Annotated in this window: 23 protein-coding genes and 2 tRNA genes; 2 read left to right on the top strand and 23 right to left on the bottom strand. The window is 51.0% G+C overall.

Translation table 11 applies throughout. The features are described from left to right. The first annotated feature begins 23 nt into the window (after positions 1-23). Positions 24-203, top strand: a complete 180-nt coding sequence (locus tag KNP82_RS05245) for a DUF2759 domain-containing protein (protein WP_021067729.1) — start codon at positions 24-26, stop codon at positions 201-203. A 79-nt stretch (positions 204-282) separates the two neighbouring features. On the opposite strand, the gene KNP82_RS05240 is transcribed toward KNP82_RS05245, so the two are convergent. The 22 genes from KNP82_RS05240 to KNP82_RS05135 form a co-directional block, all read right to left on the bottom strand. Continuing rightward, positions 283-2199, bottom strand: coding sequence for an LTA synthase family protein (locus tag KNP82_RS05240; protein ID WP_214827266.1), 1917 nt, complete (start codon positions 2197-2199; stop codon positions 283-285). Positions 2200-2441: 242 nt separating this feature from the next. Further along, positions 2442-3404 (bottom strand): ROK family glucokinase, encoded by a 963-nt coding sequence (locus KNP82_RS05235; RefSeq protein ID WP_131471265.1) that lies wholly within the window; start codon positions 3402-3404, stop codon positions 2442-2444. 93 nt (positions 3405-3497) lie between these two features. Then, a complete protein-coding gene (locus KNP82_RS05230) occupies positions 3498-3692 on the bottom strand; it encodes a YqgQ family protein (protein WP_021065735.1) in 195 nt (64 codons plus the stop codon). Further along, entirely contained in the window at positions 3689-4711 is a 1023-nt protein-coding gene (locus KNP82_RS05225; RefSeq protein WP_131471266.1) for a M42 family metallopeptidase, read from the bottom strand. Before KNP82_RS05225 ends, KNP82_RS05230 begins: the two co-directional genes overlap by 4 nt. A gap of 15 nt (positions 4712-4726) precedes the next feature. Continuing rightward, positions 4727-5779, bottom strand: coding sequence for a rhomboid family intramembrane serine protease (locus KNP82_RS05220; RefSeq protein WP_131471267.1), 1053 nt, complete (start codon positions 5777-5779; stop codon positions 4727-4729). Positions 5780-5934: 155 nt separating this feature from the next. After that, the gene (locus tag KNP82_RS05215) at positions 5935-6891 is read right to left on the bottom strand and encodes an L-lactate dehydrogenase (RefSeq protein WP_021065732.1); all 957 of its coding nucleotides are present in this window, start codon (positions 6889-6891) and stop codon (positions 5935-5937) included. Between the two features lie 169 nt (positions 6892-7060). Next, positions 7061-7831: a DUF92 domain-containing protein gene (locus KNP82_RS05210; protein WP_058763916.1), complete on the bottom strand. Its 771-nt coding sequence runs from the start codon at positions 7829-7831 to the stop codon at positions 7061-7063. Further along, entirely contained in the window at positions 7810-8364 is a 555-nt protein-coding gene (locus KNP82_RS05205; RefSeq protein WP_021065730.1) for a 5-formyltetrahydrofolate cyclo-ligase, read from the bottom strand. The genes KNP82_RS05210 and KNP82_RS05205 overlap by 22 nt, the downstream gene beginning before the upstream one ends. Before the next feature lie 55 nt (positions 8365-8419). Further along, positions 8420-8584 (bottom strand): 50S ribosomal protein L33, encoded by a 165-nt coding sequence (gene rpmG, locus KNP82_RS05200; RefSeq protein WP_255313299.1) that lies wholly within the window; start codon positions 8582-8584, stop codon positions 8420-8422. A gap of 84 nt (positions 8585-8668) precedes the next feature. Continuing rightward, on the bottom strand, positions 8669-10870 hold the full coding sequence (locus KNP82_RS05195; RefSeq protein WP_214827264.1) for a 1,4-alpha-glucan branching protein domain-containing protein: 2202 nt from the start codon (positions 10868-10870) through the stop codon (positions 8669-8671). Positions 10871-10884: 14 nt separating this feature from the next. Continuing rightward, positions 10885-11655, bottom strand: coding sequence for a DUF4912 domain-containing protein (locus tag KNP82_RS05190; protein WP_021065728.1), 771 nt, complete (start codon positions 11653-11655; stop codon positions 10885-10887). A gap of 118 nt (positions 11656-11773) precedes the next feature. Next, positions 11774-12436, bottom strand: a complete 663-nt coding sequence (phoU, locus tag KNP82_RS05185) for a phosphate signaling complex protein PhoU (protein ID WP_021065727.1) — start codon at positions 12434-12436, stop codon at positions 11774-11776. A 15-nt stretch (positions 12437-12451) separates the two neighbouring features. Further along, positions 12452-13213, bottom strand: coding sequence for a phosphate ABC transporter ATP-binding protein PstB (pstB, locus tag KNP82_RS05180; RefSeq protein ID WP_251026185.1), 762 nt, complete (start codon positions 13211-13213; stop codon positions 12452-12454). Between the two features lie 103 nt (positions 13214-13316). Next, the gene (gene pstA, locus KNP82_RS05175) at positions 13317-14228 is read right to left on the bottom strand and encodes a phosphate ABC transporter permease PstA (RefSeq protein ID WP_058763923.1); all 912 of its coding nucleotides are present in this window, start codon (positions 14226-14228) and stop codon (positions 13317-13319) included. A 1-nt stretch (position 14229) separates the two neighbouring features. Continuing rightward, the gene (pstC, locus tag KNP82_RS05170; RefSeq protein WP_021065724.1) at positions 14230-15174 is read right to left on the bottom strand and encodes a phosphate ABC transporter permease subunit PstC; all 945 of its coding nucleotides are present in this window, start codon (positions 15172-15174) and stop codon (positions 14230-14232) included. 83 nt (positions 15175-15257) lie between these two features. Continuing rightward, positions 15258-16196 carry a PstS family phosphate ABC transporter substrate-binding protein gene (locus KNP82_RS05165; RefSeq protein WP_214827262.1) on the bottom strand — a complete coding sequence of 313 codons (939 nt, stop codon included), beginning with the start codon at positions 16194-16196 and terminating at the stop codon, positions 15258-15260. Between the two features lie 153 nt (positions 16197-16349). Further along, positions 16350-18407, bottom strand: a complete 2058-nt coding sequence (locus KNP82_RS05160; RefSeq protein WP_198662263.1) for a peptidoglycan D,D-transpeptidase FtsI family protein — start codon at positions 18405-18407, stop codon at positions 16350-16352. 166 nt (positions 18408-18573) lie between these two features. Next, the gene (locus tag KNP82_RS05155) at positions 18574-19182 is read right to left on the bottom strand and encodes a superoxide dismutase (protein ID WP_214827260.1); all 609 of its coding nucleotides are present in this window, start codon (positions 19180-19182) and stop codon (positions 18574-18576) included. An 83-nt stretch (positions 19183-19265) separates the two neighbouring features. After that, positions 19266-20735 (bottom strand): alpha-amylase, encoded by a 1470-nt coding sequence (locus KNP82_RS05150; RefSeq protein ID WP_214827257.1) that lies wholly within the window; start codon positions 20733-20735, stop codon positions 19266-19268. A 125-nt stretch (positions 20736-20860) separates the two neighbouring features. Continuing rightward, positions 20861-20934 (bottom strand) — tRNA-Ile (locus tag KNP82_RS05145). A 5-nt stretch (positions 20935-20939) separates the two neighbouring features. Beyond that, positions 20940-21016, bottom strand: a tRNA-Met gene (locus KNP82_RS05140). 108 nt (positions 21017-21124) lie between these two features. Further along, entirely contained in the window at positions 21125-22768 is a 1644-nt protein-coding gene (locus KNP82_RS05135) for a Na/Pi cotransporter family protein (protein WP_058763927.1), read from the bottom strand. 180 nt (positions 22769-22948) lie between these two features. On the opposite strand from KNP82_RS05135, the gene KNP82_RS05130 reads away from it, so the two are divergent. Further along, complete coding sequence (locus KNP82_RS05130; protein ID WP_251128648.1) at positions 22949-23395, top strand: hypothetical protein; 447 nt, start codon at positions 22949-22951, stop codon at positions 23393-23395. A 43-nt stretch (positions 23396-23438) separates the two neighbouring features. On the opposite strand, the gene KNP82_RS05125 is transcribed toward KNP82_RS05130, so the two are convergent. Continuing rightward, on the bottom strand, positions 23439-25124 hold the full coding sequence (locus KNP82_RS05125) for a methyl-accepting chemotaxis protein (RefSeq protein ID WP_214827254.1): 1686 nt from the start codon (positions 25122-25124) through the stop codon (positions 23439-23441). Positions 25125-25177 lie beyond the last annotated feature (53 nt).

Here is a 25177-nt window from a genome sequence, read left to right as displayed (position 1 = left end):
GTATAATAAAGGGGGAACTCGTCATGCATTTGTATGAACCATTTGGATGGATCTCGCTCATCGTTGCACTCGTTGCAATCTGGGGAATGGCCCGTTCGTTTAAGAAGCGCCAATTCTTTCCACTTGCTTTCGCCGCGGTCACTGTACTCGTATTCGGATTTTTCGGCGTCGCGACATTGATTTACGGTGGAATCCCAAGCTAATGAGCACGAAGACGACTCTGGTCGTCTTTTTTTGTATAACAAATAGCGCCGTCCCGGCTAAGCGGGACGGCGCTATTTGTTATTGTTCGGTCTGCTCTTTGAAGCGGAGCAAATCTGAGTAAATCAAATCATCGTTCATTTGGAGAATCTTCTCTGCTTCTGCGCTATCCGGTCCACAGAGCGAGACGTCCTCAACGACTTCACCGCTCGAAGCGTCATAGCATGTCGATTGCGTCCAGACGTATTCGTCGGTGATGACGGTGCCATCCCGGAAGATGGCGCGGCTCGTCCGGTCTTCCGATAACAAGTCACTTCCGAAACCTACCGTGTCCGACGTGTCGATCCCGAGCAAGTGCAAGATCGTCGGCTTCATGTCGACATGACTGCCGATCGTCTCGTGCACTTCACCCTTGTCTTGGCCCGGTAGATGAACCGCGAACGGGACGGACTGGAGCTTGGCGACGTCGTATGGCGTCAACTCGTCTTTGCCGAGCAAGTCGGCCATGGCGTCGTTATGGTTCGTCGAGATTCCGTAATGGTCACCGTAGACGACGAAAATCGTGTCGTCCCACATGCCGTTCGCCTTCAACTCGTCGATGAACAAGCCGAGCGCATAATCTTGATACGCGAGCGCTTGTGGGAAGTTGTTGAGTGTCGTCGAACTCGTCTCGAATTTCGGCACGAGTTCGTAGTCCTCGCTCGGCATCGTGTACGGGAAGTGGTTCGTGAGCGTGATGAACTTCGCATAGAACGGTTCCGGCAGATCTTCGAGCATCGGAATCGACTGTTCGAAGAAGCTGTCATCGAGCAGTCCCCACTCCGTCATGTCCTCGGGGTTGCCGAGGTCATAGCTCTTCTCATCGAAGAACTGGTCGACGCCGATGTTTTTATACATCAAGTCCCGGTTCCAGAACGATTTGTTGTTCGCATGGAACACGGCCGAGTAGTAATTGTCTTCCTTAATCAATTCAGGGAGTGCCTGATACTCATTATCGGCGTTCGTGAAGTAGACGGCACCACGCGGAAGTCCGTATAGCGAGTTGTCGAGTGCGAACTCGGCATCCGACGTCTTCCCTTGGCCGACCGTATGGTAATAGTTCGGCCAGTAGTGGGACTCTTCGATCAGTTTGTTCAAGTTCGGTGTGATGTACTCGCCGTTCGACGCTTTCATGTTGTGCGTGAAGTTTTGGGCCGACTCGAACGAGACGACGACCACGTTCTTGCCTTTATACTTCCCGAAGTAGTCCGGGTTCGGTGCTGCATAGTGTTGACGGGTGTACTTCTCGATTTTGGCGAGTTCTGACCCGTCAGCCATCGCCTTCTGGGCCGACGTTTTCGTTTGAAGCATCGCATCGTAGACGTGGAAGTTGAACGTCCCGATATTCTTGACCAACAGTTCCCGGTCGAACGAACGAGTCAACAGTTCCGGACGCTCTGTTTCAGCGAGCGACAAGTTGAACAAGAACACGACGACGGCCGTCGCGAATGTCACGAGCGCTCTCCGATGAGAGGCAGCCGTCGCTGTCGCGTTGATGCGCCATAGGATGAACGGCAAGACGAGCACGTCCCCGAGGATAATCAAATCTTTCCATTCCAACAGTGACGTGAACGATGTCGACAACGTCTCCATGTTCGACGGTTGCAAGATGACCGGCATCGTCAAGTAGTCGGTAAACTCGCGGTAATAAACGGCATCCGCAAACAAGATGAACGATGCTGCGGCATACAGCATGTACAAGACCCATTTCTGCTTATTTCCTTTAAAGAAGAAACTGAACGCGAATAGGAATAGAGTGGAGCTGATCGGGTTGATCAGCAGAATGAATGCCTGAGCGGTGTTTTCAATCGGGATATTGAAGAAAAATTGGTAAACTACGTACGTCTTCGTCCAAAGTAATAGCGAGAAAATCCAAAATAACCGATATTCATGAAACGAAGCGCGGACCGTATCATTCAGTCGCATAGTAAGCTTCGAGAAGCTCTGAGATGACTTCATCTGACGGCCTCCTCCTCTGTTCAACGGGCGACGAGATCAACTGATTCGCGTCCCCCTATTTTTTTATAAGGCCAATTGGCTTGTTATCCATTTCACGTACGATAACAGTCCGGTATCAAGTCCAAATCTTACCCCTTTTTTAACAAAAAATCAACTCCGTCATTACAAATTTTACATTATCCCATACCCGTTCCAAATAAAAAACACGCCTGCGTCAAATCGCAGGCGTACATGGACAAACGTTATACACGAGTCGGGATAAAGTGTTTACGAGCGAGCCACGCACAACCGATGACACCCGCATCGTTCTCGAGTTCCGCGATTTTGAACGCCGTCGACGCATAGACGCGCTCGAGGGCGAACCGTTTGAACTGCTCGTCGAGCGGCTCGAGGAGTGCTTCGCGTGCTTTCGAGACGCCTCCGCCGATGACAATCATTTTCGGGTTCAACGTGTTGGCGATATTCGAAATCGTCAATCCAAGATATTCGGTCATCTCGTTCACGACTTCTGTCGCGACGACATCATTCGCTTTATACGCTTCGAACACGTCGCGTGCTGTCACTTCGTTCAGTTCGTTCAACGATGTCGTCCGACCTTTACGTTTTTGGAGCGCCAGACGGGCGACCCCGGTGGCCGAAGCAATCGTCTCGATACAACCTTTACGGCCGCAGCCACACATGACGGCTTTCGACTCGTCACGTTCAACCGTGATGTGGCCAATTTCCCCAGCCATACCTGCAGCCCCGTGGACGATATTGCCGTTCGTGATGACACCGCCGCCGACGCCTGTGCCGAGCGTGATGGCGAGCAGTTCTGATGCGCCTTCGCCTGCCCCTTTCCACATTTCACCGAGTGCGGCAGCGTTGGCGTCATTCTCTAAGACGGCCGGCAAACCGACCGCTTTCTCGAACTCGCTGACGAGCGCAAAGTTTTTCCAACCGATGTTTGGTGAATATTCGACCACACCTTCTGAAAAGTTGATAAAGCCTGGTGCCCCGATGCCCGCTCCTGCGAAATCTTGCTTCGCTTTGCCCGACGTTTCTAAATAGGCTTCGAATGAAGAGGCAATATCAGTCGGAATATGTACCCCGTTCTCACGAATATCCGTTGTAATCTCCCACTTGTCAGAAATAATCCCGTTCATATCGAGGACGGCCATCTTCACCGTCGTTCCACCAATGTCGATTCCTAATAACCACTTCATGTGTTCCACTCCTCGTCTCGATTAAATCGCTTTCATCCCATAGTTTACACTATTAAACCCCTAGTGCAAACCTTTGCACTAGGGGTTTTTCTGTCAATCTCTTGAATTTTTCAGTTCATGGGTCAAAATAATCTTGGCCGTATCATATTCCCGTTGTTCAATCATTCCGCCCGCATGCAACTCATCGAGTTCCATCATCATGAGCCCGATTTCGGCATCGCGCTCACCGATATAAATGATCGTGCCGAACGATTTCAAAAATTGCTGGACGTCATAAAAATTTTTCATCGTTCGTCCTCCATCGCGGTGAGCACGAAACGGTACAGCAGTTCCCGGGTCGCTTCGAGCGATTTGAGATGCGTCCGCTCATAGCTATGGCTTGACTCGATGCCTGGTCCGACGAGCGCGTGGCGCACATCGTAGCCGGCTCCGATTGCAGCCGAGGCGTCCGATCCATAGTACGGATAGATATCGACTTTATGGGCGATGTCATGTTTACGGCATAGCGCGGTGAATTGACGGCGCAACCCGAGATCATACGGGCCTGACGAATCTTTCGCACAAATCGAAACTGTATACTCGTCCGAGTGTTGCCCGTCCCCGAGCGCACCCATATCGACAGCGATATATTCAGTCACCGCTTCGGGAATTCCGGCGTTGCCCCCGAACCCGACCTCTTCATAGTTCGAGATCAAGTAATGGACCGGGTGTGGCAACTCCGCCTCGACCAGATCTTTCGCCAAATCGAGCAAGATGGCAACGGACGCCTTGTCATCGAGATGACGTGATTTGATATAACCGGCGTCGGTCTGACGGAAGCGCGGGTCGAATGAGACGAAGTCCCCGACCTCGATACCGAGGGCCCTTACGTCTTCGGCTGTATGGACGTCCGCGTCCAAGCGCACTTCAATCGTTGACGCCGTCCGTTCGGCGCTATTCGTATCCTTATAGACATGGACGCTCGATTGATGAATGAGAATCGTTCCTTCAATCGGCGCACCCGTCTCGGCATGAACCAGACAGTTCTCCCCTTCGATTGCGGTCCAGGCGTATCCGCCGACTTGCGTCAAGCGCAAGCGGCCGCTCGGCAAGATTTCTTTCACCATCGCGCCGAGCGTATCGACATGGGCCGTCAACAGGCGGGCTCGATTCGATTTGCCCTCAAATGTCGCCAGAAGCGCCCCTTTGTTCAAGCGTTTCGTGGGGATCCCGAGTGCCGTCAGTTCTTGTTCGACGAATCCGATCGCCTCGTCCGTCATCCCGGACGGACTTGGAATTTCAACCAATTGCTTCAACGTTTCAATCATACCCTTACTCCTTTGTCATCGATTGTAGCCGAGCCAAAATAATATGCCGGACGCCACGAACACGAGCCCCGCAAATAGCAGGCGACGTTTCTTCACATGTTCATCCGGTAAGCCGACCACTCCCGCCATCAGAAAGCCCCCGACGAGTCCACCCGCGTGTGCGGAATGGTCCAAACTAGCGCCAAGGACGAAAGCGAGTCCCACGTTTAATCCTAACATAATAAACAGTGGAGGGCCGAGTGTCTTCATAAATAAGGAGCGGTCGCGCAGTCCGAAATAGAGCAGTGCGCCGACAAGCCCAAACAATGCCCCGGACGCGCCGGCCGAGATGGCTTCGCTGAACGCATACGAGGCGACCGTGGCGATGACACCTGCCAACAGATAAATGGTGGCGAAACGCGTCGACCCGTACATCCGTTCCACGAGCGGGCCGAGTGACCAGAGCGCGAACATGTTGATGGCGAAATGGAACCAACCGATATGAAGGAACATCGGTGTGATCAGACGCCACCATTCTCCTTCGTCGATGAGAGGATTCACTTTCGCACCGAAGCGGATGAGCGTGTTCGGATCGAGCGTCGAGCCGATTGATTCGGCGAACCACATGACGAGGAACGTCACGAACATGAGCGCATAGACGAACTGAGGCTTCCCAAAGGCGAACCGTTGCTTCAGTTCATTTTTCCGTTGTTGGTCGAGGGCGACGGCACGCGGGCGATATGACGTTTCCGTTTCGGCGCACGGCCGCATCTCGAGCTTCACTTTTGCCGCAATCGGGAACGTGAGCGACGACAGACGCTCTTCATCGACGAGCGGGTCACCATAAATGTGGACATGGAGCTTCTCGCGGCCGATTCGGGCCAAGCGAAACGAGTTCATGACCGCCTCGACGTCCAAGGCGACATGGTTCGCCCACGCCTTATCTGTCCGTATGTAGAGGTGATAGACATCCCCCGCTTTCGTGTCGAACAATAAAAGTGCCCGCGACGGCTCTAAGACGCCCTCGATGCGTCCTCCTGCTTCGACGGCACGATATACATCTTCCCAAAAACAAGCTGGTTCTGTCATGTTGGCTCACCTCCTTCTATACTTTCATTCTAAAGGAATTTAGGCAGGACGACAAAATCGAGCATCGCCCCAATCTGCCCCGCTCTTCCGTCGGTCCACAAAAAAACCGTAGTGGCGGGAGCCAACTACGGTCATGACAGAACGAGTAATCGTTCTTATAAGACAGGTTGCATCGTTTTCAATAACACTTCTGCCGAATGATGCATCTTTTGTTTTTCTTCGTCTGACAACTCGATTTCCACGACTTGACGGACTCCTTGGCGGTTGATGATGGCCGGTACACCGATATGGATATCGTTCAAGCCGTATTCACCATCTAAATGTGCGCCGACCGTCAACAACGTGTTCTCGTTACGGAGCACAGCCTTGACGAGACGGAGCAAACCGAGGCCGATGGCGTAGTACGTCGCGCCTTTGCGCTCGATGATGTGGTACGCCGCGTCCCGAACGTTGACGTAGATGTCTTCGAGGTCTTCCCATGTATACTCGTCGTTCTCTTCAAGCAACTGCTCGACCGACTTCCCGTAGATGCGGGCGTTGCTCCAGGCCGCGAATTCCGTGTCTCCGTGCTCACCCATGATGTAGGCGTGGCAGTTGCGTGGATCGACGTTGAAATAGTCACCGAGCATGTAACGGAGACGTGACGTATCGAGTACCGTTCCTGATCCGAACACGCGGTGTTTCGGTAAACCTGAGTATTTCCAAGCCAAATGTGTCATGATGTCGACCGGGTTCGAGGCGATGATGATGATGCCGTCGAATCCAGATGCCATGATGTCCCCAATCATCGATTTCATGATTTTGGCGTTCTTCTCGACGAGGTCGAGGCGAGTTTCACCCGGTTTTTGCGGAGCACCGGCAGTGATGACGACGATATCTGCTGCACCACAGTCCGTATAGTCCCCTGCCCAGACGCGCATCGGTGAAGAAGCGAACGAGACGCCGTGGTTCAAGTCCATCGCTTCGCCTTCCGCCTTCGATTTGTTGATGTCGATAATGACGAGTTCCTCACAAAGACTTGCTGTCGTCAATTGGTACGCAAAGCTGGCACCGACCGCTCCGGCCCCAACGAGCGCGACGCGTGTTACTTTTGCATGATTTAATGTTTCCATATTGATTCTCCACCCTTCGAACAATCTGTTTCATGTTTTTGTTATGTCTGTTACATAAAGATTGTAACATCATTCACAAACACTCACTACTAGGGAAACCGTTTTCACTTTGGCGATATTGTGACAAAATTCACATTCGTTTGAAACATCTACATTTTCTGTACTACCCTCATCGTAACAAGAGGAAACTAATCGTCGCGGCCGCGGCGATCGACAAAAAGTTGACGGCGTCATTGCCGAGAAAACGCCAGCCCGACACATAAGCCGTCGGCTCACGATGATGCATTTTCTTCTCGGTCAATTTGCCGCACACACGGCATCGATATTTCCGTTGCACCGTGGCCCCTAACAAAGTGTCGACGACGCTGCCGCTCAATCCGAGAGCAATCAAGACGAGCGCGAACGTCACATCGATCTCGATAAATGGAAGCGAGGCGAGGATGATGACCGTGGCCCCGACAATCGACATGACCGTACCGAACACGGACACCCCACCACTCGTTCCCGGTTCGACTTCACGGAACGTCCGAATCGAGCGCGGTTTCTGCTTGGCGAGGACGCCGAACTCAGATCCCCACGTATCACTCGTCGCCGCGGCAATCGAGGCGACATAGGCGAATAACCAGGCGTCGTTTGGCGCAAGAATCATTCCAAGCGCCGTCACCATGCCGACGCCCCCATTGGCGAGCACTTGTACGAAATCACGGGGACCCGATTTCTCAACAATCTCATCGACAGGCGCCTTGTCCCGGGCACGATATTTCGAGGCGAGCGACGATGTCGAGAAGAAGACACCGAGTAAATAGAGCCCGAACCAACCGAAACCGTAGCCGATGACCGTCCCCGTCACGACCGTCAAGACGGCACCGGAGCGGGTCAACGAGCGCAATCGATAGCCGGCAAAGGCCACCAGACAAGTTACAACGAAGATGGCGAACATAAAATCGTTTCCCTTTCCGTCACGATGAATTCGACAGGAATGTCGTGTGGCTCAATCGGGATCTCATCGAGCAGTTGAACGTCATAGGCCAACGCGATGGTCGTCCCTTTGTACGTGGCGAGGTAGCGATCATAGTAGCCGCCTCCCCATCCGATTCGATAGCCGGACCGGTCAAACACGCGGCCGGGGACGATACAGACGTCAATCGAGCGCATCGTCGCTTCAGTCGTCGGCTCCAATATATTCATGACGCCCGGCTCGAGGTCTTCTAGCGAATGAATCTCATGGAACGTGAGTCCCTGTTTCGTAACTTTCGGCACAAACACCGATTTTCCTGCCTTCCATGCTAAGCGGATGAGCGGCAACGTATCAATCTCTAAATCGAGGGCGAGCGTGACAGCCACCGTATCAGCCTCTTGCCACGCCTTCAGTTCGGTCAATGTATGTATGATGACGCGGTCCCGGTCCGACCTGTCGTCGAGTTCACGGATTTGACGATGTACGTCTTGCCGAAGTTGTTTCTTTTCAATCACTTCAATTCCCCCTTGTTCAAAAAAAAGGCCGCCACATGAGTGACGGCCAGTCTCATTATTTCACTTCGCGGTAAAGCGTGTGACGACGGAGACGTGGGTTGTATTTGCGCAATTCGAGGCGCTCTGGGTTGTTACGTTTGTTTTTCTTCGTGATGTACGTGCGATCGCCTGTTTCTGTGCAAGCTAGTGTGATTTTAACGCGCATTTCTTTCACTCCCATCTTACTAATGTTGTATCAAGTGCTTTTGCTTTACAGTCTAAGCATACTCAATTATCCTACCAATTTTTATTTGAAAAAGCAAGGTTATTTCGTGTTCTTTTTCAAACGTTTTTGCCCGTATGGCGAAGCATCGAGCGGCAGGCAGGTTTTTACGTTATCACCAATCGCATAGCGCATTCCGACTTCCTCAGTCGATAGTTGTTCGCAGATGTACACCGTGTCGGCTTCAGCGAGGACGCTGTTCTCGATTCGGTGAATCGCGTCGAACAGACCGCCGTGTCCGTGCGGATTGCGGGTCGTTTCAAAGGACAACATAGTTGAGTATAACGGAACTTGTAGTGCTTTCGCAAGCGAACGTGCCGCAGGAATCGTCATCCAATCAAATTGATGGATCGCTTTGAACGGAACTTTGGCCACGAGCTCATGCGCAAGTTTGACGTACGCCACGTTTTGGGCCGCGACTTGGTTCATCACGTGCTCCAAGAACGGGCTCGTCAGACGGACGCGGTACACGTGGACGTGGTTGTGACGTTCATACTCCGGTAACCCTTCCTTGAACGGGGTCAAGACGTACACCATCTCGCCTTCCGCCGCCCGGGCTTCGACCTCGTCGATGACACGGCGTCCGAGATCACCGACGACGTTGCCTGTATATTCTGGCGTCAAGACGAGAATCGCCTCGCCTTCACTGCCACGTTCCTCAGTCACGTAATAGTCGTGCGGAGACAGGAACGTGTCGATGTCAATGTCCACATCATCAAGGAACGGATACGCGCGATAATGGTCGGCGAGCAGTTCATCCGATAACTTGTCTTGATACAGTGCCGTCTCGAGCTCAGCGAACAGGCGTGTGTGCTCGCGGAAGCGTTCGGCTGCATATTGGGCCGTCGTCTGTCCGTCGAGTATGAAGGCCCAGTCACTCGATACGGCGAGGACGTAATGTCGCACGAGTTGAATGAGCGCCCGATCGACGAGCGGTGAGGCGTGACGATAATCGGCCACGTCTTTGACGAGTTGTGTTTCCATCATGTGCAAGTGGCGGAGCATCCATTCGTTGCGCTCGTTGATCCACACATCACCATAACCTTTACGCCCCCACGTGTTCATCGAGACGTGTACTGTCTCGAGGTCTTGGAAGTGGCGCTCGAGGAACAGGGCCGGCGTAATCGTCTCGATTCCGAACTCTTCGAGCCGCTCGGCGACCTTTCCGAGGAATTCAGGTCCTTCAAACCACCAATGTCCGAACAACTCGGCATCGAACGGTGCCGTCACGAGGAACGGCGGGAACATTTGTCCACCATGGGCCTCGAGATGCCCTTCGAGCGTCTGCGCAAAATCGAGGGCGTGGTTGTCGATTTGATGTTCGGCCCAGGCGCGGACATAATAGTCTTTCTCATCCGAGTCGCCCGTGATGCGGTGCATCTTCAGACCGGTATCGAATCGAATCCCTTCTGGGTGCATGAACTTTTCAATATACGCCCAGTCGCGGTCATAGGCGAGGTCACGATAAAACTCGCGATAGTCAGGATGGCCCGGATACCCGATCATCGAGCTCCAAATCTTCCCGGAGATGATTTGGTCACGCGGGAACAAGGCGACGCCATGCGGCGAGTAGACCGGTGCGCCAATCCCCTTGTCCGGAGTAGGGTCGGCATCGAGTAAAGCGTGCTCATCGACGAACGTATAACGAACGCCTTCCTCGTACAAGATGCGGTCGACACCCGGCGTATAGGCACACTCCGGCAACCAAATGCCGGTCGGGCGGAACCCGTAATGACGCTCGAAACAGTTCAAACCGGTACGGATTTCCGTGCGGGCGGCCTGCTCCGTGAACAAGTGCGGGTTGAAGCCGTGCGTCGCCGTACATGTGACCATATCGATGAACCCTTGCTCACGATATGTACGGAACGCATGGTTCAAGTTCTTTTCCCAATGCAGGAACGTTGTTTTCAAATCGGTGTAGCGCCCGCGATAAAAATGGAGCGTCTCAACTTCCTGTTCGCTCCGTCCTTCGGCGAGCTCAATCTCAATCAATTCGAGCATCTCATCCAAATGTTCCACGTAACGGTCCTGGACGAGCGGGTCGGCGAGCATCTCGACGACGGGCGGTGAAATGCTGACCGTCCAATGAAGCGGCTTTTGCAGACGGTCGATTTGCCAAAGAATCGGGATATATGTCTCGGAGATGGCTTCATACACCCATCTCTCTTCTAAGCGGTGTTTCTCTTCATGTCGCACGTACGGAAGGTGGGCATGAAGGACGAGTGAAAAATAACCTGGTTTCATCAAATAAATCCTCCTCAGCGCACGAATCGGTATGCAGAATATTTAGGTAGCGTGTCGAGCAGTTCAGGAGACTCGACTTCCCCGTATTGCCAACGTCGTACCGGTTCAGCGAAACGACCATGGCCGGCTGGCTCCGCACGTGGCGTATCAATCGGTGAAGATGCGAGCAACGGAAGAAACTCCCCTTCCATCGTCCGAATCCCAAACTCGAACACATACGTCGTGTTCGGATCGAGTGGCCGAACGAACCAACTGTTCGTCATCTCCGGTAATTCGAACGTATACGATCGGTTCGCATGCCCGCTCGCGTAATCAAGCAACGTGATGTCGAGGATACGGAACGCCTTCGGCAAATCTTCCCACGGACGCATGAACTGCATCGACAACGTCTCCTTGACGCTGTCAGAAACCTCCCAAAAGACGTAGACGGCGTTCGGCGATTGAACGACCGCATGCATCAAATCTTGATCATAACGGTCAGGGAGCTTCCAGAACCCATCTGGGCCTTTATCTAGAAGCGGTGATTGGACTGGCAGCTCATGTTGCAGCGTCGAAGCGACCTGCGTCCCAGATGAGGCGGGTACTTGCTTCGATTTCGGTGTCATTGCTTTCTTCCCTTCGGTCTTTCGTTTTGGAGCGGCGGCTACCGGCTTGGCTGGTTCACCGTGTTGGGAACGCCATTTGCGCCAAGCGTACTGGACTTTCCCGATCGGCATGTCTAATTGTTCTGCAATCTGTTTTAACGTTAGTCCTTGTTGTTTCAAGGAAACGATTTTCTCTTCCATCTATTTGTGGCTCCCTTCCTAAAAAAAATCCATGTGTTCTACTATTCGCCTCCAACCCGTGAATTCCTGCACAAAAAAAAGTAAAGAACAACTGGTCTGTTGTTCTTTACCACTCTTCTTACTGGTTTAAATCATAATGTTTCCCTTTTTCGAGGAAAATGAGATGTTCCCCGAAATTCGTCACGTGATCGCCCATGCGTTCTAAATAGCGGGCGATGTTCGAAAACTCATAGACATCGTTCGTCCCGACAGCCATCGTCGGCACAGATCCCATGTATTGTTTGATGACCTGCAAGTTCAAGTCATCGATGACTTTGTCCATCTCGTTCAAGTCACGCACCCGGCTGACCTCGCCTTTACGATAAGCGCGAGTCGCCAGCTCGAGCATGTCAATCAACTGCTCGGCCATCTGTTTGAGCGGCTTGATGTCTAACACGTACGGGACGTGCTCGATGCGCGCAACGGCTTTGGCGATGTTCGTCGCATAGTCCGCGATGCGCTCAAGGTCTGTCGCCGACTTCATCGTCACGATCAAACGACGAAGGTCGGTCGCGACCGGTTGTTGTTTCGCGATCAACAGAATCGCCTCGTCATTGATTTCGAGCTCGAGGTCATCGAGTTCGTTGTCGTTGTCGATGACCGTCTGAGCGAGTACGAGGTCATGTTTTTCAAGCACTTCGATGGCCGTAGCGGTTTGACGCATCGTCAAATTCGCCAAGCGAACGACCTTGTCTTCTAATTCGTTTAACTTCGTATCAAAAAATGTGCGATTTTGTGCCATGATTGTCTCCCCTTCTTAACCGAACCGGCCAGAAATGTAATCTTCAGTCCGTTTGTCCGTTGGATTCGAGAAGATTTTATCGGTCGCATCGAACTCAACGACTTCTCCGTTCAAGAAGAACGCCGTCTTATCCGATACACGAGCTGCTTGCTGCATGTTGTGCGTGACGATGATAATCGAGTACTGCTCTTTCAACTCTTGGACGAGCTCTTCGACTTTTAATGTCGAGATCGGGTCGAGTGCTGATGTCGGCTCATCCATGAGGATGACGTCCGGTTCGATGGCGAGTGTGCGGGCAATACAGAGACGTTGCTGCTGTCCTCCCGAGAGGCCATAGGCGTTCTCGTTCAAGCGATCTTTCACTTCATCCCAAATCGCGGCGCCGCGAAGCGAGCGCTCGACGATTTCATCGAGTACTTTTTTGTTTTTGATGCCGTGTGTACGTGGCCCGTACGCCACGTTGTCATACACCGATTTCGGGAACGGGTTCGGCTGTTGGAACACCATGCCGACCGACGTGCGAAGATCTTCGACTTTATAATCGCGGTCAAAGATGTTGCGACCATGATACAAGATTTCACCGTTCGTACGGACAGACGGCACGAGCTCGACCATCCGGTTCAACGTCTTGATGAACGTCGACTTCCCACAACCAGACGGTCCGATGATGGCCGTCACTTCATTTTTCTTGATGTCGAGGTTGACGTCGATCAATGCCTGATCGTCGCCGTACCATAAATTCAAGTTGTTCACGACATAGGCACTGTCTTTTTGCATCACCGTTCCGGTTGGTTGAGTCGTCGTTGTATTCACTTCATGATCTCCTTTGAGTTCTTTTTGTTTCATCATCTCGAGAGTCCTCCTCGTTACCTGCTACGACTTAATGTCGGTTCGTGTACTTGTTACGGATATAGATGGCAGCCGAGTTCATGATGATCAACATCGTCATCAATACAATGATTCCGGCAGCGGCCAAGTTTTGGAATTCAGCTTGCGGACGGCTCGTCCAGTTGTAGATTTGAATCGGGAGCGCTGTGAAATCAGAGAACACATTGCTCGGCGTCGTCGAAATGAACGTCGCTGCTCCGACCATGATCAATGGGGCCGTTTCCCCGATTGCTCGCGATACGGCCAAGATGATTCCCGTGATAATCCCTGGAATCGCCGACGGCAAGACGACGTTGAACGTCGTCTGCCACTTCGAGGCTCCGAGTGCGAGCGACGCATGGCGCAATTCCATCTTGACGGAACGGAGCGCTTCTTGTGACGCGACGATAACAATCGGTAAACTCATCAGTCCGAGCGTGAGAGCTCCGGCCATGATTGAGTTCCCAAGTTCCATAATGCGAACAAAAATCGTCAATCCGAGCAATCCGAAAACGATTGACGGGACACCGGCCAAGTTTGAAATATTTACTTCGATAAATGATGTGACACGGTTTTTTGGTGCATACTCTTCAAGATAAATCGCAGCACCAACACCGACGATAAACACCATCGGGACGATCAACATCATCAACCAAAGTGATCCAATCAAGGCTGGATAGAGCCCGGCCTGTTCAGGTCGACGGGATGGGAAGTTGCGGAGGAAGTCCAAATTCACCCAGCCGCCACCTTTAGAGACGACATCATAAATCAATGTCGATAGGACGAGCAGGGCAAAGACGAGCCCTGCTAAAAAGACGTACTTAAAGATTTCATTTAATTGGAGACGGCGCTTAATCCGTTGTGAAACGGAAGCACGGTCCATCAAGTTCTTCGTATTCTTGAACTCACTGTTCGGCAATGCCATATTAGTACTCCTCTCTGAAGCGGCGCGTCACCCAGTTCGCGAATAAGTTCATCACGAGCGTAAAGATGAACAACAATGCGCCGACCGCATAGATACTGTAGTATTCGATTGTCCCGTATCCTGCATCACCTTTGGCGATTTGGACAATATAAGCTGTCATCGTTTGAATCGCGTTGAGCGGGTTGAACTCAAAGTTCGGTTGTGACCCACCTGCGATTGTTACGATCATCGTCTCACCGATGGCACGGCTCATCCCGAGGACGATTGAGGCGATAATCCCTGAGAGCGCGGCTGGCATGACGACTTTAATCGCGACTTCAAGACGCGTCGCGCCAAGGCCGAGGGCTCCATCACGAATCTTTTTCGGGACGGCGCTCATCGAGTCTTCCGAAATCGAAGCGATCATCGGAATGATCATGATTCCGACGACGATTCCCGGGCTGAGTGCGTTATAGATTTGAAGCCCTGGAATCAACGCTTGCAAAATCGGTGTGACGAACGACAAGGCAAAGAATCCGAAGACAATCGTCGGAACGCCAGCAAGCACTTCAAGAATCGGCTTCAAAATCGTGCGGGCACGCTCAGACGCATACTCGCTCAAATAAATCGCCGACGCCAAACCGAGTGGTACAGCGACAATCATGGCAATGACCGTAATCTGGAGTGTCCCCATGACGAGGGCCCAGACGCCGAAACGTTGATCGGCACTAAGCGGATACCATTCGGTCGAGCCTAAAAACTCGGCGACCGGTACGCGCTCGAAAAACTTGAACAGTTCAAAACCGAGTGTGAACGCGATGCCGACCGTCGTGACGACCGAAACGAATGCGCTCAAGAATAATAAGAACGGCATGACTTTATCAAACACGTTCGTCGTACTATATTTCTTTTTCTTATTGGCTTCAATCATCTCTCGAATTGACAGCCCTTTGTTTGGTTGATTCATCTCGTGTATCGCTCCCTACCTCTTCATACTAGAAAGCACGGCGAGAAGGCGAGAGCGACTCTCACCTTCTGCCTTCTGCGCTATTACTCGCCAGCGATCTCGTCGATCACTTCAGCGTTCTCATCATATCGTGCTTGTTCCATTCCGACATATCCAACTTCTTCTGAAAGGGCTGCTGCATTTTCATTCAAGAAGCGTGTGTAGTCAGCGACTTGTGGCTTGTCTTTCAATGACGCGTTGTTCACGTATGTGTAAATCTCACGTGAGAGCGGGTATGAAAGATCGTTGATCGTCTCTGTCGTCGGTTCGACGCCTTCGACGTTCATCGCACGAAGCGTATCTTGGTTTTCAATGTAGTACGCATAACCGAAGAATCCGATCGCACCTTTCGTACCGGCGACCCCTGTCACGAGGACGTTATCATCTTCTGACAATTGCGCGTCTTCACGAATGTCCGTGTCTTCAAGGACGGCTTCATTGAAGAAGTCGAACGTTCCTGAGTCTTTACCTGGTGAGAAGAATGAGATTTCTTCGTCTGGCCAGTCTGAGCGGACGTCTTTCCATGTCTTCACGTTAGGGTCAGTCCACATCTTGTTGAGTTCGTCGATTGTGATGTCTTGAGCCCAATCGTTCTCTGGGTTGACGACGAGCGAGAGACCGTCGAGAGCGACAGCGAGTTGTGTATACTCGACACCGTTCTTCTCGGCTTCAGCCGCTTCTTCTTCTTTGATTTCACGTGACGCGTTCGAGAAGTCTGTCTCGCCTGTTACGAAACGTTTAAATCCGCCACCCGTACCTGAGACACCGACCGTGACTTCAACGTCTGGCTGTTCAGCTGAATATTCTTCGGCTACGGCTTCCATAATCGGGAAGACTGTTGACGAACCGTCCATGACGACTTTACCTGAAAGTCCTTCACCGTCGGCTGCGCCGCCACCTTCTTCATTATTCCCACACGCGGCACCGATGATGGCCACCGAAGTGATTGAAGCGACTAAAGCTGATTTTTTCATCCAAGACATTTCTGACGTCCTCCTTGAGTTTGCTTTGATTTGTGTTGTGGCTTCGTTGTTCTGTCCTACAATTAACATCCTAATAAACTACTATTAACGAGAAATAAACGGAACGTAAAAGAATTGTAAAGACGAAAAAAAGAAGCCACCGAAGTGACTTCTTTATTGAATCTGTGCTTGGACGTCTTCTAAGTCGAAATACGCCTTCATGATGTCGTGCGCGACACGGGTGTTGATCCCTTCCGCCTCGAGGCCTGGCATGATGATGGCCCAAGCGATTTCCGGGTCATCATATGGCGCCCAGCCGACGTGGTTCGAGTTGAGTGTCTTAATCGGTTCACCGTTCGCGTTTCGCTTCGCTTGACCATCTGGCCCTTCCGCGATCGCTTGAGCGGTACCGGTCTTACCGGCCGCCGTGATTCCCGTCTGTTGCAGGATACGAGACGTTCCACTCTCGACCCCTTGCCGGAATCCTTGGCGCGCCCGTTGAAGAAATTCATCACGAATATCGACTTTATTGAGCGCGTTCGGTTGGAACGTGCTGACGACTTGCTTGTTCGCTTCGTCGAGCGAGCCAGGTTCGATGATTTCTTTCAAGAGATGCGGTTGAATCCGGTATCCGCCGTTCGCAAGCGTCGACGTATACTGCGCCAATTGAATCGGCGTGTATGAGATGAACTGACCGATCGACATATCCATGAGGAGCGTAACACGGTCCGGTACGCTACGGAATCCGATTGATTCATATGGGAGGTCGATCCCTGTCTCAATTCCGAGTCCGAACTGCTTATAGTAATGTTCCATCGTATTGAATGCCTCGGTCACGTTCTCTCCGACGATTTGGCCGGTCGAGTAGTAATCGGCGAGCCGCAGGGCAATTTGGAACATATAAATGTTCGATGATAACGCGAGGGCATCAAGGTCGTTGATGTTCCCCATGTTCCGGTACGACGACTTGAGTGACGAACCGATACGAATCGGCGTGTCATAAATATATTCACCCGGTTGGATGACTTCTTCTTCAAGTCCGAACGCGACCGTCGCTCCCTTGATTGTCGAGCCGATTTGACTCGCCCGCAGGACCGTCCCGGTCGAGACGTCTTTGAATTCGTTCGTTTCATAGTCGAGCTCTTGTCCCGAGAGGGCGAGCAATTCACCCGTTTGCGGGTTCATGACGACGGCGAAGGCACGGTCAAAGTGCGGGCTGCCCGAGCGGCCGGCTCGAATCGCTTTCTTCAAAATCTCATCGATTTCTTTTTGGAATTCGATGTCCGTCGACAAGATGATATCTTTCCCTGGGTTCCCGCTAACGCGAGTCGGTTCTCCGACCGGTTCCCCTTTATACGTCGTGAAGACGTCATAGGCCGGGGTCCCGCGTAGCACGTCCTCATACTGTTGTTCGAGATAAGACGTTCCGACCCGATCATTCAAGCCATACCCTTTCGCTTGATACGAAGCGCGCTGCTCGGCTGGGATTTGACGATAACTTCCGAGGAAGCTTTGGAACGTCTCACCGAACGGATAATCCCGCTGATAATACGGTTCGACACTGACGCCAGGGAGCAGTTCCAAGTTTTCTTCAATCAGTGCCATTTCTTTTGGAGACGCCCCGATTTTAATGACTTGTGGGTCGAGCGCATAGCCTGACTCCATGTTATGTTTGATAGCGATGATTTCTTCGGTCGCATCATCAAACGTGATTTCCGCGTCCGTGATGGAATCGAGCAACAACTGGTCGACGTCTTGGTTCGACAAGGCGGCCCGTTCTTCTTCCGATAAATCAGCCAACAGGTTTTGGACCCGTTCTTGCGAGCGCTCCGGATCGATGGCAATCCAATAATCCTTGCGGTCCCGCTCCGTCACTTTACGGTCCTTCTCCGGTACGTCGACGATTTCCGCGAGCTTGATGGCGACTTCGAGCCGCTCTTCCGTCTTCGTCACTTGCGACCGGCGATACATGACCGAGTAGTTCGAGATGGTGTCGGCGAGCACTTGGCCGTTGCGGTCATAGATTTTACCGCGCGGTACCTCGTACTTGATTTTGCTTGATTCGGTCTTCTGAACTTCACGGGCAATCAACTCACCGTTGACGATTTGGACGACGCCTAAACGGAAAATGAGTGTCGCGAATAAGATGAAGACGATAAAGAACAATAAGTTCAATCGCAACGGAAGGTGGTTGCGCCGTTTCTTCGGCACTTTCACACGGTTTCTGGCCAATTCAGTTATCTCCTTTCTGATTCAATTCCTTCTATAAGTATAGGTAACGTATATGTCAGTGTTATTTCTATTTTTCGACTCGATTTTCACTATATCATAATTTGTTTACAAAATAATGAAATGTAGAAAAAATCCCGAGATTCAATCGAATCCCGGGACAGTGTCATTATTTTGCGTCTGCGTAGAGCTTCGCGACGTAATCCCAGTCGATGACATGGAAGAACGCTTGAATGTAATCCGGACGACGGTTTTGATAGTTCAAGTAGTACGCATGCTCCCAAACATCGAGACCGAGGATTGGCTGAACGCCTTCCATGATCGGTGAATCTTGGTTTGGAGTCGATGTGACTTCGAGTTTGCCGTTTTTCACGACGAGCCAAGCCCAACCAGAGCCGAAGCGTGTTGTCGCTGCTTTCGTGAACTCCTCTTTGAACGCGTCGAAGCTGCCGAACGCTTCGTCGATTGCAGAAGCGAGTTCGCCCGTCGGAGCACCGTTCTCGTTCTTCTGCAACAATTTCCAGAAGAATGAGTGGTTCCAGTGACCGCCACCGTTGTTGCGGACCGCTGTTTGAATGTCAGCAGGAAGTGAATCGAGGTTTTGAAGCAACTCTTCGAGTGAAGAGTAGTTCACGTCTTTTCCTTCGAGTGCATTGTTTACGTTCGTGACGTAAGTGTTGTGGTGTTTCGTGTGGTGGATTTCCATCGTGCGTGCGTCAATGTGTGGTTCAAGTGCATCGTATGCGTAATCAAGTTGTGGTAATTCAAATTTAGCCATAACTAAAATCCCCCTTAAATTGGTTTGAACAACGTTCGTTTTAAATGTAACAGATTTGTGACGGTCGACTCAATTGTAATGCTTCACTCGACGTCTTGTTCAGGTAACGCCCAAACCGAAATCGAACCTGCCTCTACTTTAAATACCCCATGTCCGTCTTCATCAATCTCAACGACCTCATCGACGGTCTGTGTCAAATCGACCCATTTCTCGCCGGCACGGTGCTCGCCGACGAACATCTGTTTCTCGGCTGCTTCACTGTTCGAGATGAGGACAGCACAACCCGAACGCTCGATCTCCTCGACACCTTGACGGACCCAACCGATGACGTGTTCGTCATCGAAGTAGTCGTCCTGTTGACCGTACGCTTTCTCCCGGCGTGCATAAAGGAGCGGATCGATTGCCACTTTCTTCCCATCGGCCGGGTGCGGTCCATTGATGCCGTAGTAGTCCCCATAGAACACACAAGGGTACCCGTCTTGGCGAAGCAAGATTAAACCGTAGGCGATTTGTTTGAACCAATCTTCGACCCATGACTCGAGTGCTTCCGCCGGTTGTGAATCGTGGTTATCGACGAACGTCACTGAGTGGAGCGGGTGGGACTGGACGAGCGTATCGTCAAAGATCGTCCGCATATCGAACGATTCTCCTTCTGTCGAGGCACGCTGCAAGTTGTAATGGAGCGGCACGTCGAACAAATCGACGTGATAATCGATGTTGTCGAGGAACTCACGGCATGCATCGAGCTCTGACTTCCAGAACTCACCGACCAAGTAGAAGTTGTCGCCTTTTTCAGCTTTCATTTTCTGGCTGAACTCTTTAACGAAATCATAGTTGATGTGTTTGATGGCATCGAGTCGGAACCCGTCGCACTGCGTCTCTTCGATAAACCACTTGCCCCAGCTAAGAACTTCTTCACGGACTTCTGGGTGGTGATAATCGATATTGGCGAACATCAAATAGTCATAGACACCGAACTCGTCATCGACGTTGTCGTTCCATTTTTTGTTTTCACCGAGGATGAAGAAGATACCGCTATGGTCGTTCGCAGCGTCATAATCTGTACCGTTAAAGTGATGGAAGTTCCATTTGAAAGAGGAGTGTTTGTCGTTTCGACCTTCGAAATCAAACTTGGTCCAGCCTTCAATCTCGAACGGCTCTTCTGACAGCACTTTCGTGCGATCTTCCGGGTCGACTTCGAGCACATCGAACTTCTCGGTCGCATCGGCCCCGGCTTTATGGTTTAAGACGACATCCATATAGACTTGCATTCCAAGTTCTTGGGCATGCTTCGTCGCCTCGAGTAATTCCTCTTTTGTTCCGTATTTGGTCGCGACCGTTCCTTTTTGGTCAAACTCCCCTAAATCATACAAATCGTACACGCCATATCCCGTATCCTCGTCGCTCTGTCCTTTCGTGACAGGGGGCAACCATAATGCGGTAATTCCGACTTCCTTCAATTCAGAAGCTCGTTCTTTCAATCGCTTCCAATGTTTCTGGTCAGCCGGGACGTGCCATTCAAAAAATTGCATCATCGTATGATTTCGTTCCATCTCGCTTCGCCTCATTTCATATTTTTCAAAAAACAAAATGCTAACGGATATTTACCCAGGACTTCGAGTTTGAAAACTAAAAATGAAAACAAAAAACAGCTTTCATCAGAAAGCTGTTCACAAAATGGACCCTGTAGGACTTGAACCTACGACCGGACGGTTATGAGCCGTCTGCTCTAACCAGCTGAGCTAAGGGTCCTTTATTGGTAGCGGCGGAGGGAGTCGAACCCACGACCTCACGGGTATGAACCGTACGCTCTAGCCAGCTGAGCTACACCGCCACGTTGTTATACAGTAATAATATACTGAATGAACGCGTCACTGTCAATCAAAAGTCACATTGAACCAAAAAGTCCCTCCGTCTCAAATGAGCCGGAAGGACCGTTGGATTAGACTGTTGCTTCGTTTCTATCTTCAAGCGTGATTTCTGTGATGTTCATGGCGTGATCACCGATGCGCTCCAAGTTCGAGAGCATATCGACGAAGAACATACCGGCTTGGCCGTCACACTCACCTGTATTCAAGCGGACAACGTGATTTTTACGGAACTGACGCTCCAGCATATCGAGTTTCGCTTCCATCTCGATGACTTGACGCGCTTCGACCATGTCTCCGCTCGCCAACGTTTGAAGTGACTTCTCGAGCGTGGCCCGTGTCAAATCGTACATTTCCGTCAACTCTTTCTGAGCACCGGTCGATAGTGTGACACGTGTCGCCGTCTTATAATCGATCAATTCGATAATATTCTCGACGTGGTCACCGATTCGCTCGATATCGTTGATGGCATGCATGAGTGTCTTATGTTCTTGTGATTCTTGCTCCGTCAAATCAACGGCAGCGAGTTTCACGAGGTAATCTGTGATTTTTGAGTTAAGCGAGTTGAGCGCCTCTTCAATGTGCGCTGACTTCTCGGCATGTTTCTTATCGCCAGTCGTCATATAGTTGCGCGCTTCATCAAGTCCAAGTTTTGCGAAGTCGCCCATGCGGATGACTTCAAACTTCGCTTGTTCGACGGCGATCGATGGTGACTGTTGGATGAAGATTGGATCCAAATGCTGTGCTTTCGTATCGACGATTGAATCTTCACCAGGAACCATTTTCGTCACGATCCAAGCAATCGTTCCGATGAACCAGAACTGGATGAACGTGTTGACGACGTTGAACGTCCCGTGGGCGAAGGCGATTTGCATCTTGTCTTCAATCGCTAAAATATCTGTGATCCAGTAAATATATTGTGTGAACGGGATCAACAAGATCATGAAGATCGTCGTCCCGACAATGTTAAAGATGACGTGGGCTGCTGCCGCACGACGGGCTGCTACCGAAGCACCGATTGAAGCGAGTACCGCTGTAATCGTTGTCCCGATGTTGTCTCCGAACAAGACCGGAAGTGCCGCGTCCAAGTCGATTGATCCACCGGCATACAACTCTTGCAAAATCCCGATCGTTGCTGATGACGATTGAACGATGACGGTAAACACCGTACCGACGACGACACCGAGGAACGGGTTGTCACTCATCGATTGCGTCAAGTCGATGAAGTATTCGCTCGAACGGAGCGGCTTCATGCCGCTTCCCATAAGTTCAAGACCGTAAAACAGCATCCCGAAACCGAAGAAGATTTGACCCAAATGTTGCAATTTCTCTTTTTTAAAGAAGAAAAGAAGAATCGCACCGATAGCGATAATCGGCAACGCGTAGGCGCCGACATCGAAACCGATGATGAACGCGGTCACTGTCGTCCCGATGTTCGCCCCCATGATGACCCCGATTGCTTGACGGAGCGTCATGAACCCGGCGCTGACAAGACCGACCGTGATGACAGTCGTACCTGACGATGACTGAATCAAGACTGTTACAATGATACCAGCTAGTACTCCGAGGAACGGATTCGATGTATACTTATCAAGGATGTCACGCAGGCGGTTACCTGCTGACTTTTGGAGGCCGTCTCCCATCGATTTGATACCGAAGAGGAAGATCCCTAATCCTCCAAAAAACATGAATAACATTTCTTGCAAATTGTATTCCACGATTTTTGTACTCCTTTTGATTGTGAATTAGTTGTGTTTGCTTGGTTTTTAATGCCCTACTCATTATGCCCGCATCACCCATTCGATGTAAACAGGTTTAATGTTAAGGTTTTATTAAACCACTGTATGATTTTTGTTTGTTTTTCTAGTTTTGTACTATAACAGATTGGAGTTCCATTTATGTTCAAGACAACGATTCAGTTTATCCGCCATAGCCTTTACCCGTCCAAGCAGGCGTTACGTCTCCGCTTGGCCCCACTCCACGCCTATATGATGGCGAGTTTAGTGTTGACGTTGACCGTCACGGCACTCGATTACATCGTGTTACAACCAAATTTCTTTTGGCCGATGTGGTTGTTCTTACATGCGTTCGCGATTTTCTTCTTCTATATGGGACTCGTCGCCCTCAGTGCCCTCCTCGTCCAACTCGTCACGAAATGGCGTACGAAGAAGATGTGGCCGTATCGCCAAGCTTGGCCGTATGCGGTCGCGATGTCGCTCATTCCGACAGTCAGTCTCGTCGTCCTGTATCACGTTTCGCCGTCCGCGTCGTGGTTCGGGATTCTACTATTATTTATTTATGTAGTCGTTCCATTATCGCTAATCCCGATTAAACGAACATCATAAAACAAGGCCGGATGAACGCTTCTATGCGCTCGTCCGGCCTTGTTTATTGGAGTGGTGCCAAATCATGCAAGACGTCGTGAAGACGTTCGCTTTGATTGCCGAGATGGGTTCCTGCCGTTTGTAAAGCTCGTTGTGTATCCGTCCATTCTTCGACACCGTCTTGTAAGTCATGCAGTTTTTGCTCGAGCATCATTCCGATTTCGGTCAATTGACCATTCGCTTCCGCCATTTCAAGCAACTGCTGTCCGGTCAGCGATGTCTGTTCCGTGATCGCTTGGAATTGGCTCATTTGTTTTGTGACCTCATGATCAATTTTCTCGATCCCCGCTTCGACATTACGCAATCCCGCCCCTAATGATTTAATGTCGGATTCGAAGCGTTCCATTTCCATGAACACTTCGCTTCGTTCTTGCCGAATGGCTTCAATCGTAGCCACAGCGGATAACGTCGATTCGTTCGTCACTTTCGCCAACTGTCCGACCTCGCTGGCGACAACGGCAAATCCTTTACCATGTTCACCGGCACGTGCTGCTTCAATCGAGGCGTTGAGCGCTAACATTTTTGTCGCAGCCGCGACAGAAAGGATTTTCTTTAGCGCATCATCCGCTCGCTCTGATGTCGCCTCGCTGTCTAATAATCGTTGCTGGACCGCTGCCGCTTTGATGGCAAACGATTCACTCGCTCCTTTGACGCTCGAGAACGATTCCATTTCTGACGCAATCGTTCGATTTAGTAACTCTGTCCGTTGATCGATTGCAGCGATATCTTTTTCGAATGAACGAACGTGGGCAGCGATATCGGTAAACCGATGGGTCGACTCGGTCGTGAACGACTGGTAAGACTGACTCGTCAGCGCGACCGTGGCCGCTACTTCCTTAAAGCCCACGATTTGCTGTTCATTCGCCTCCAGTTGTCTTCTGAACAGCGGCAAGCTTGATTCGAATGCTGTTGACGTCTCGGTCATCGTCACGAGCGAGCGCGTCCATAATCCAATTAACGTATTGTATGCCTGCTCTAGACTTCGCATTTCAATTGAGTTGGCGTCTAATGTAACTGCTGTGAATGAGCGCGTCGCCACCGACTCACGCAATCGTTCGGCAAACTGCGTCAACGGCTTGACCTCACGACGAATCATGACGGCAAACAAGCCAATCATGAACACGAGCATACTGATCAGGCCAACGAAGACGATTTCTTGTAGTGCCCACATCGAACCGAGTACCGACTGTTTCGTCACAACAATGACGTAATGAGCCTGAAGTTCAGGAATCGGCGTCGTAACGATAAACTCATCATGTTGATCACTGACACTCACGTCTTCCACTAAAATCTCATCTAGGCGATTGCTAAACCGGTCTTCAACTTTTTTCCCGCTCAATTTTTCGATATTATCATTGGTCACCAAATACTGACTCGCTTCGAGTCCGTCTGTAGCTAGGATCGAAGCCTGTTGCATGTACGTCGACTTTAAAGAACGGGTTAACATCTTTTCGTTCGCGACATACGCCCCATACGTCGTCTTGATTGTCTCCCGCATCACAGTCGCTTCTCGATGCAACCGTTTTTCGATTTCGTCGGTCATCAACTGTTCGGCTTTCATGGCGAACCAACCGAATACAATTGAAAATGATATGAGCATGATTGGCATCAACGTCCAAGTCAACCGACTTGCCATCGTCCACTCGTTTCGACGCTTCATCCTCTTCAATCGTTTAAATCGCTTCAACATCCTTCATTCCACCTCTTCACACGTCATTTCATTGAATATATCGGTCTTCAGAC

The sequence above is a fragment of the Exiguobacterium sp. s26 genome (assembly GCF_018618235.1).
Taxonomy (GTDB): Bacteria; Bacillota; Bacilli; order Exiguobacteriales; family Exiguobacteriaceae; genus Exiguobacterium; species Exiguobacterium chiriqhucha.
The sequence above is the reverse complement of the archived record's forward strand: the minus strand, read 5'-3'. Positions and strand labels throughout refer to the sequence as shown.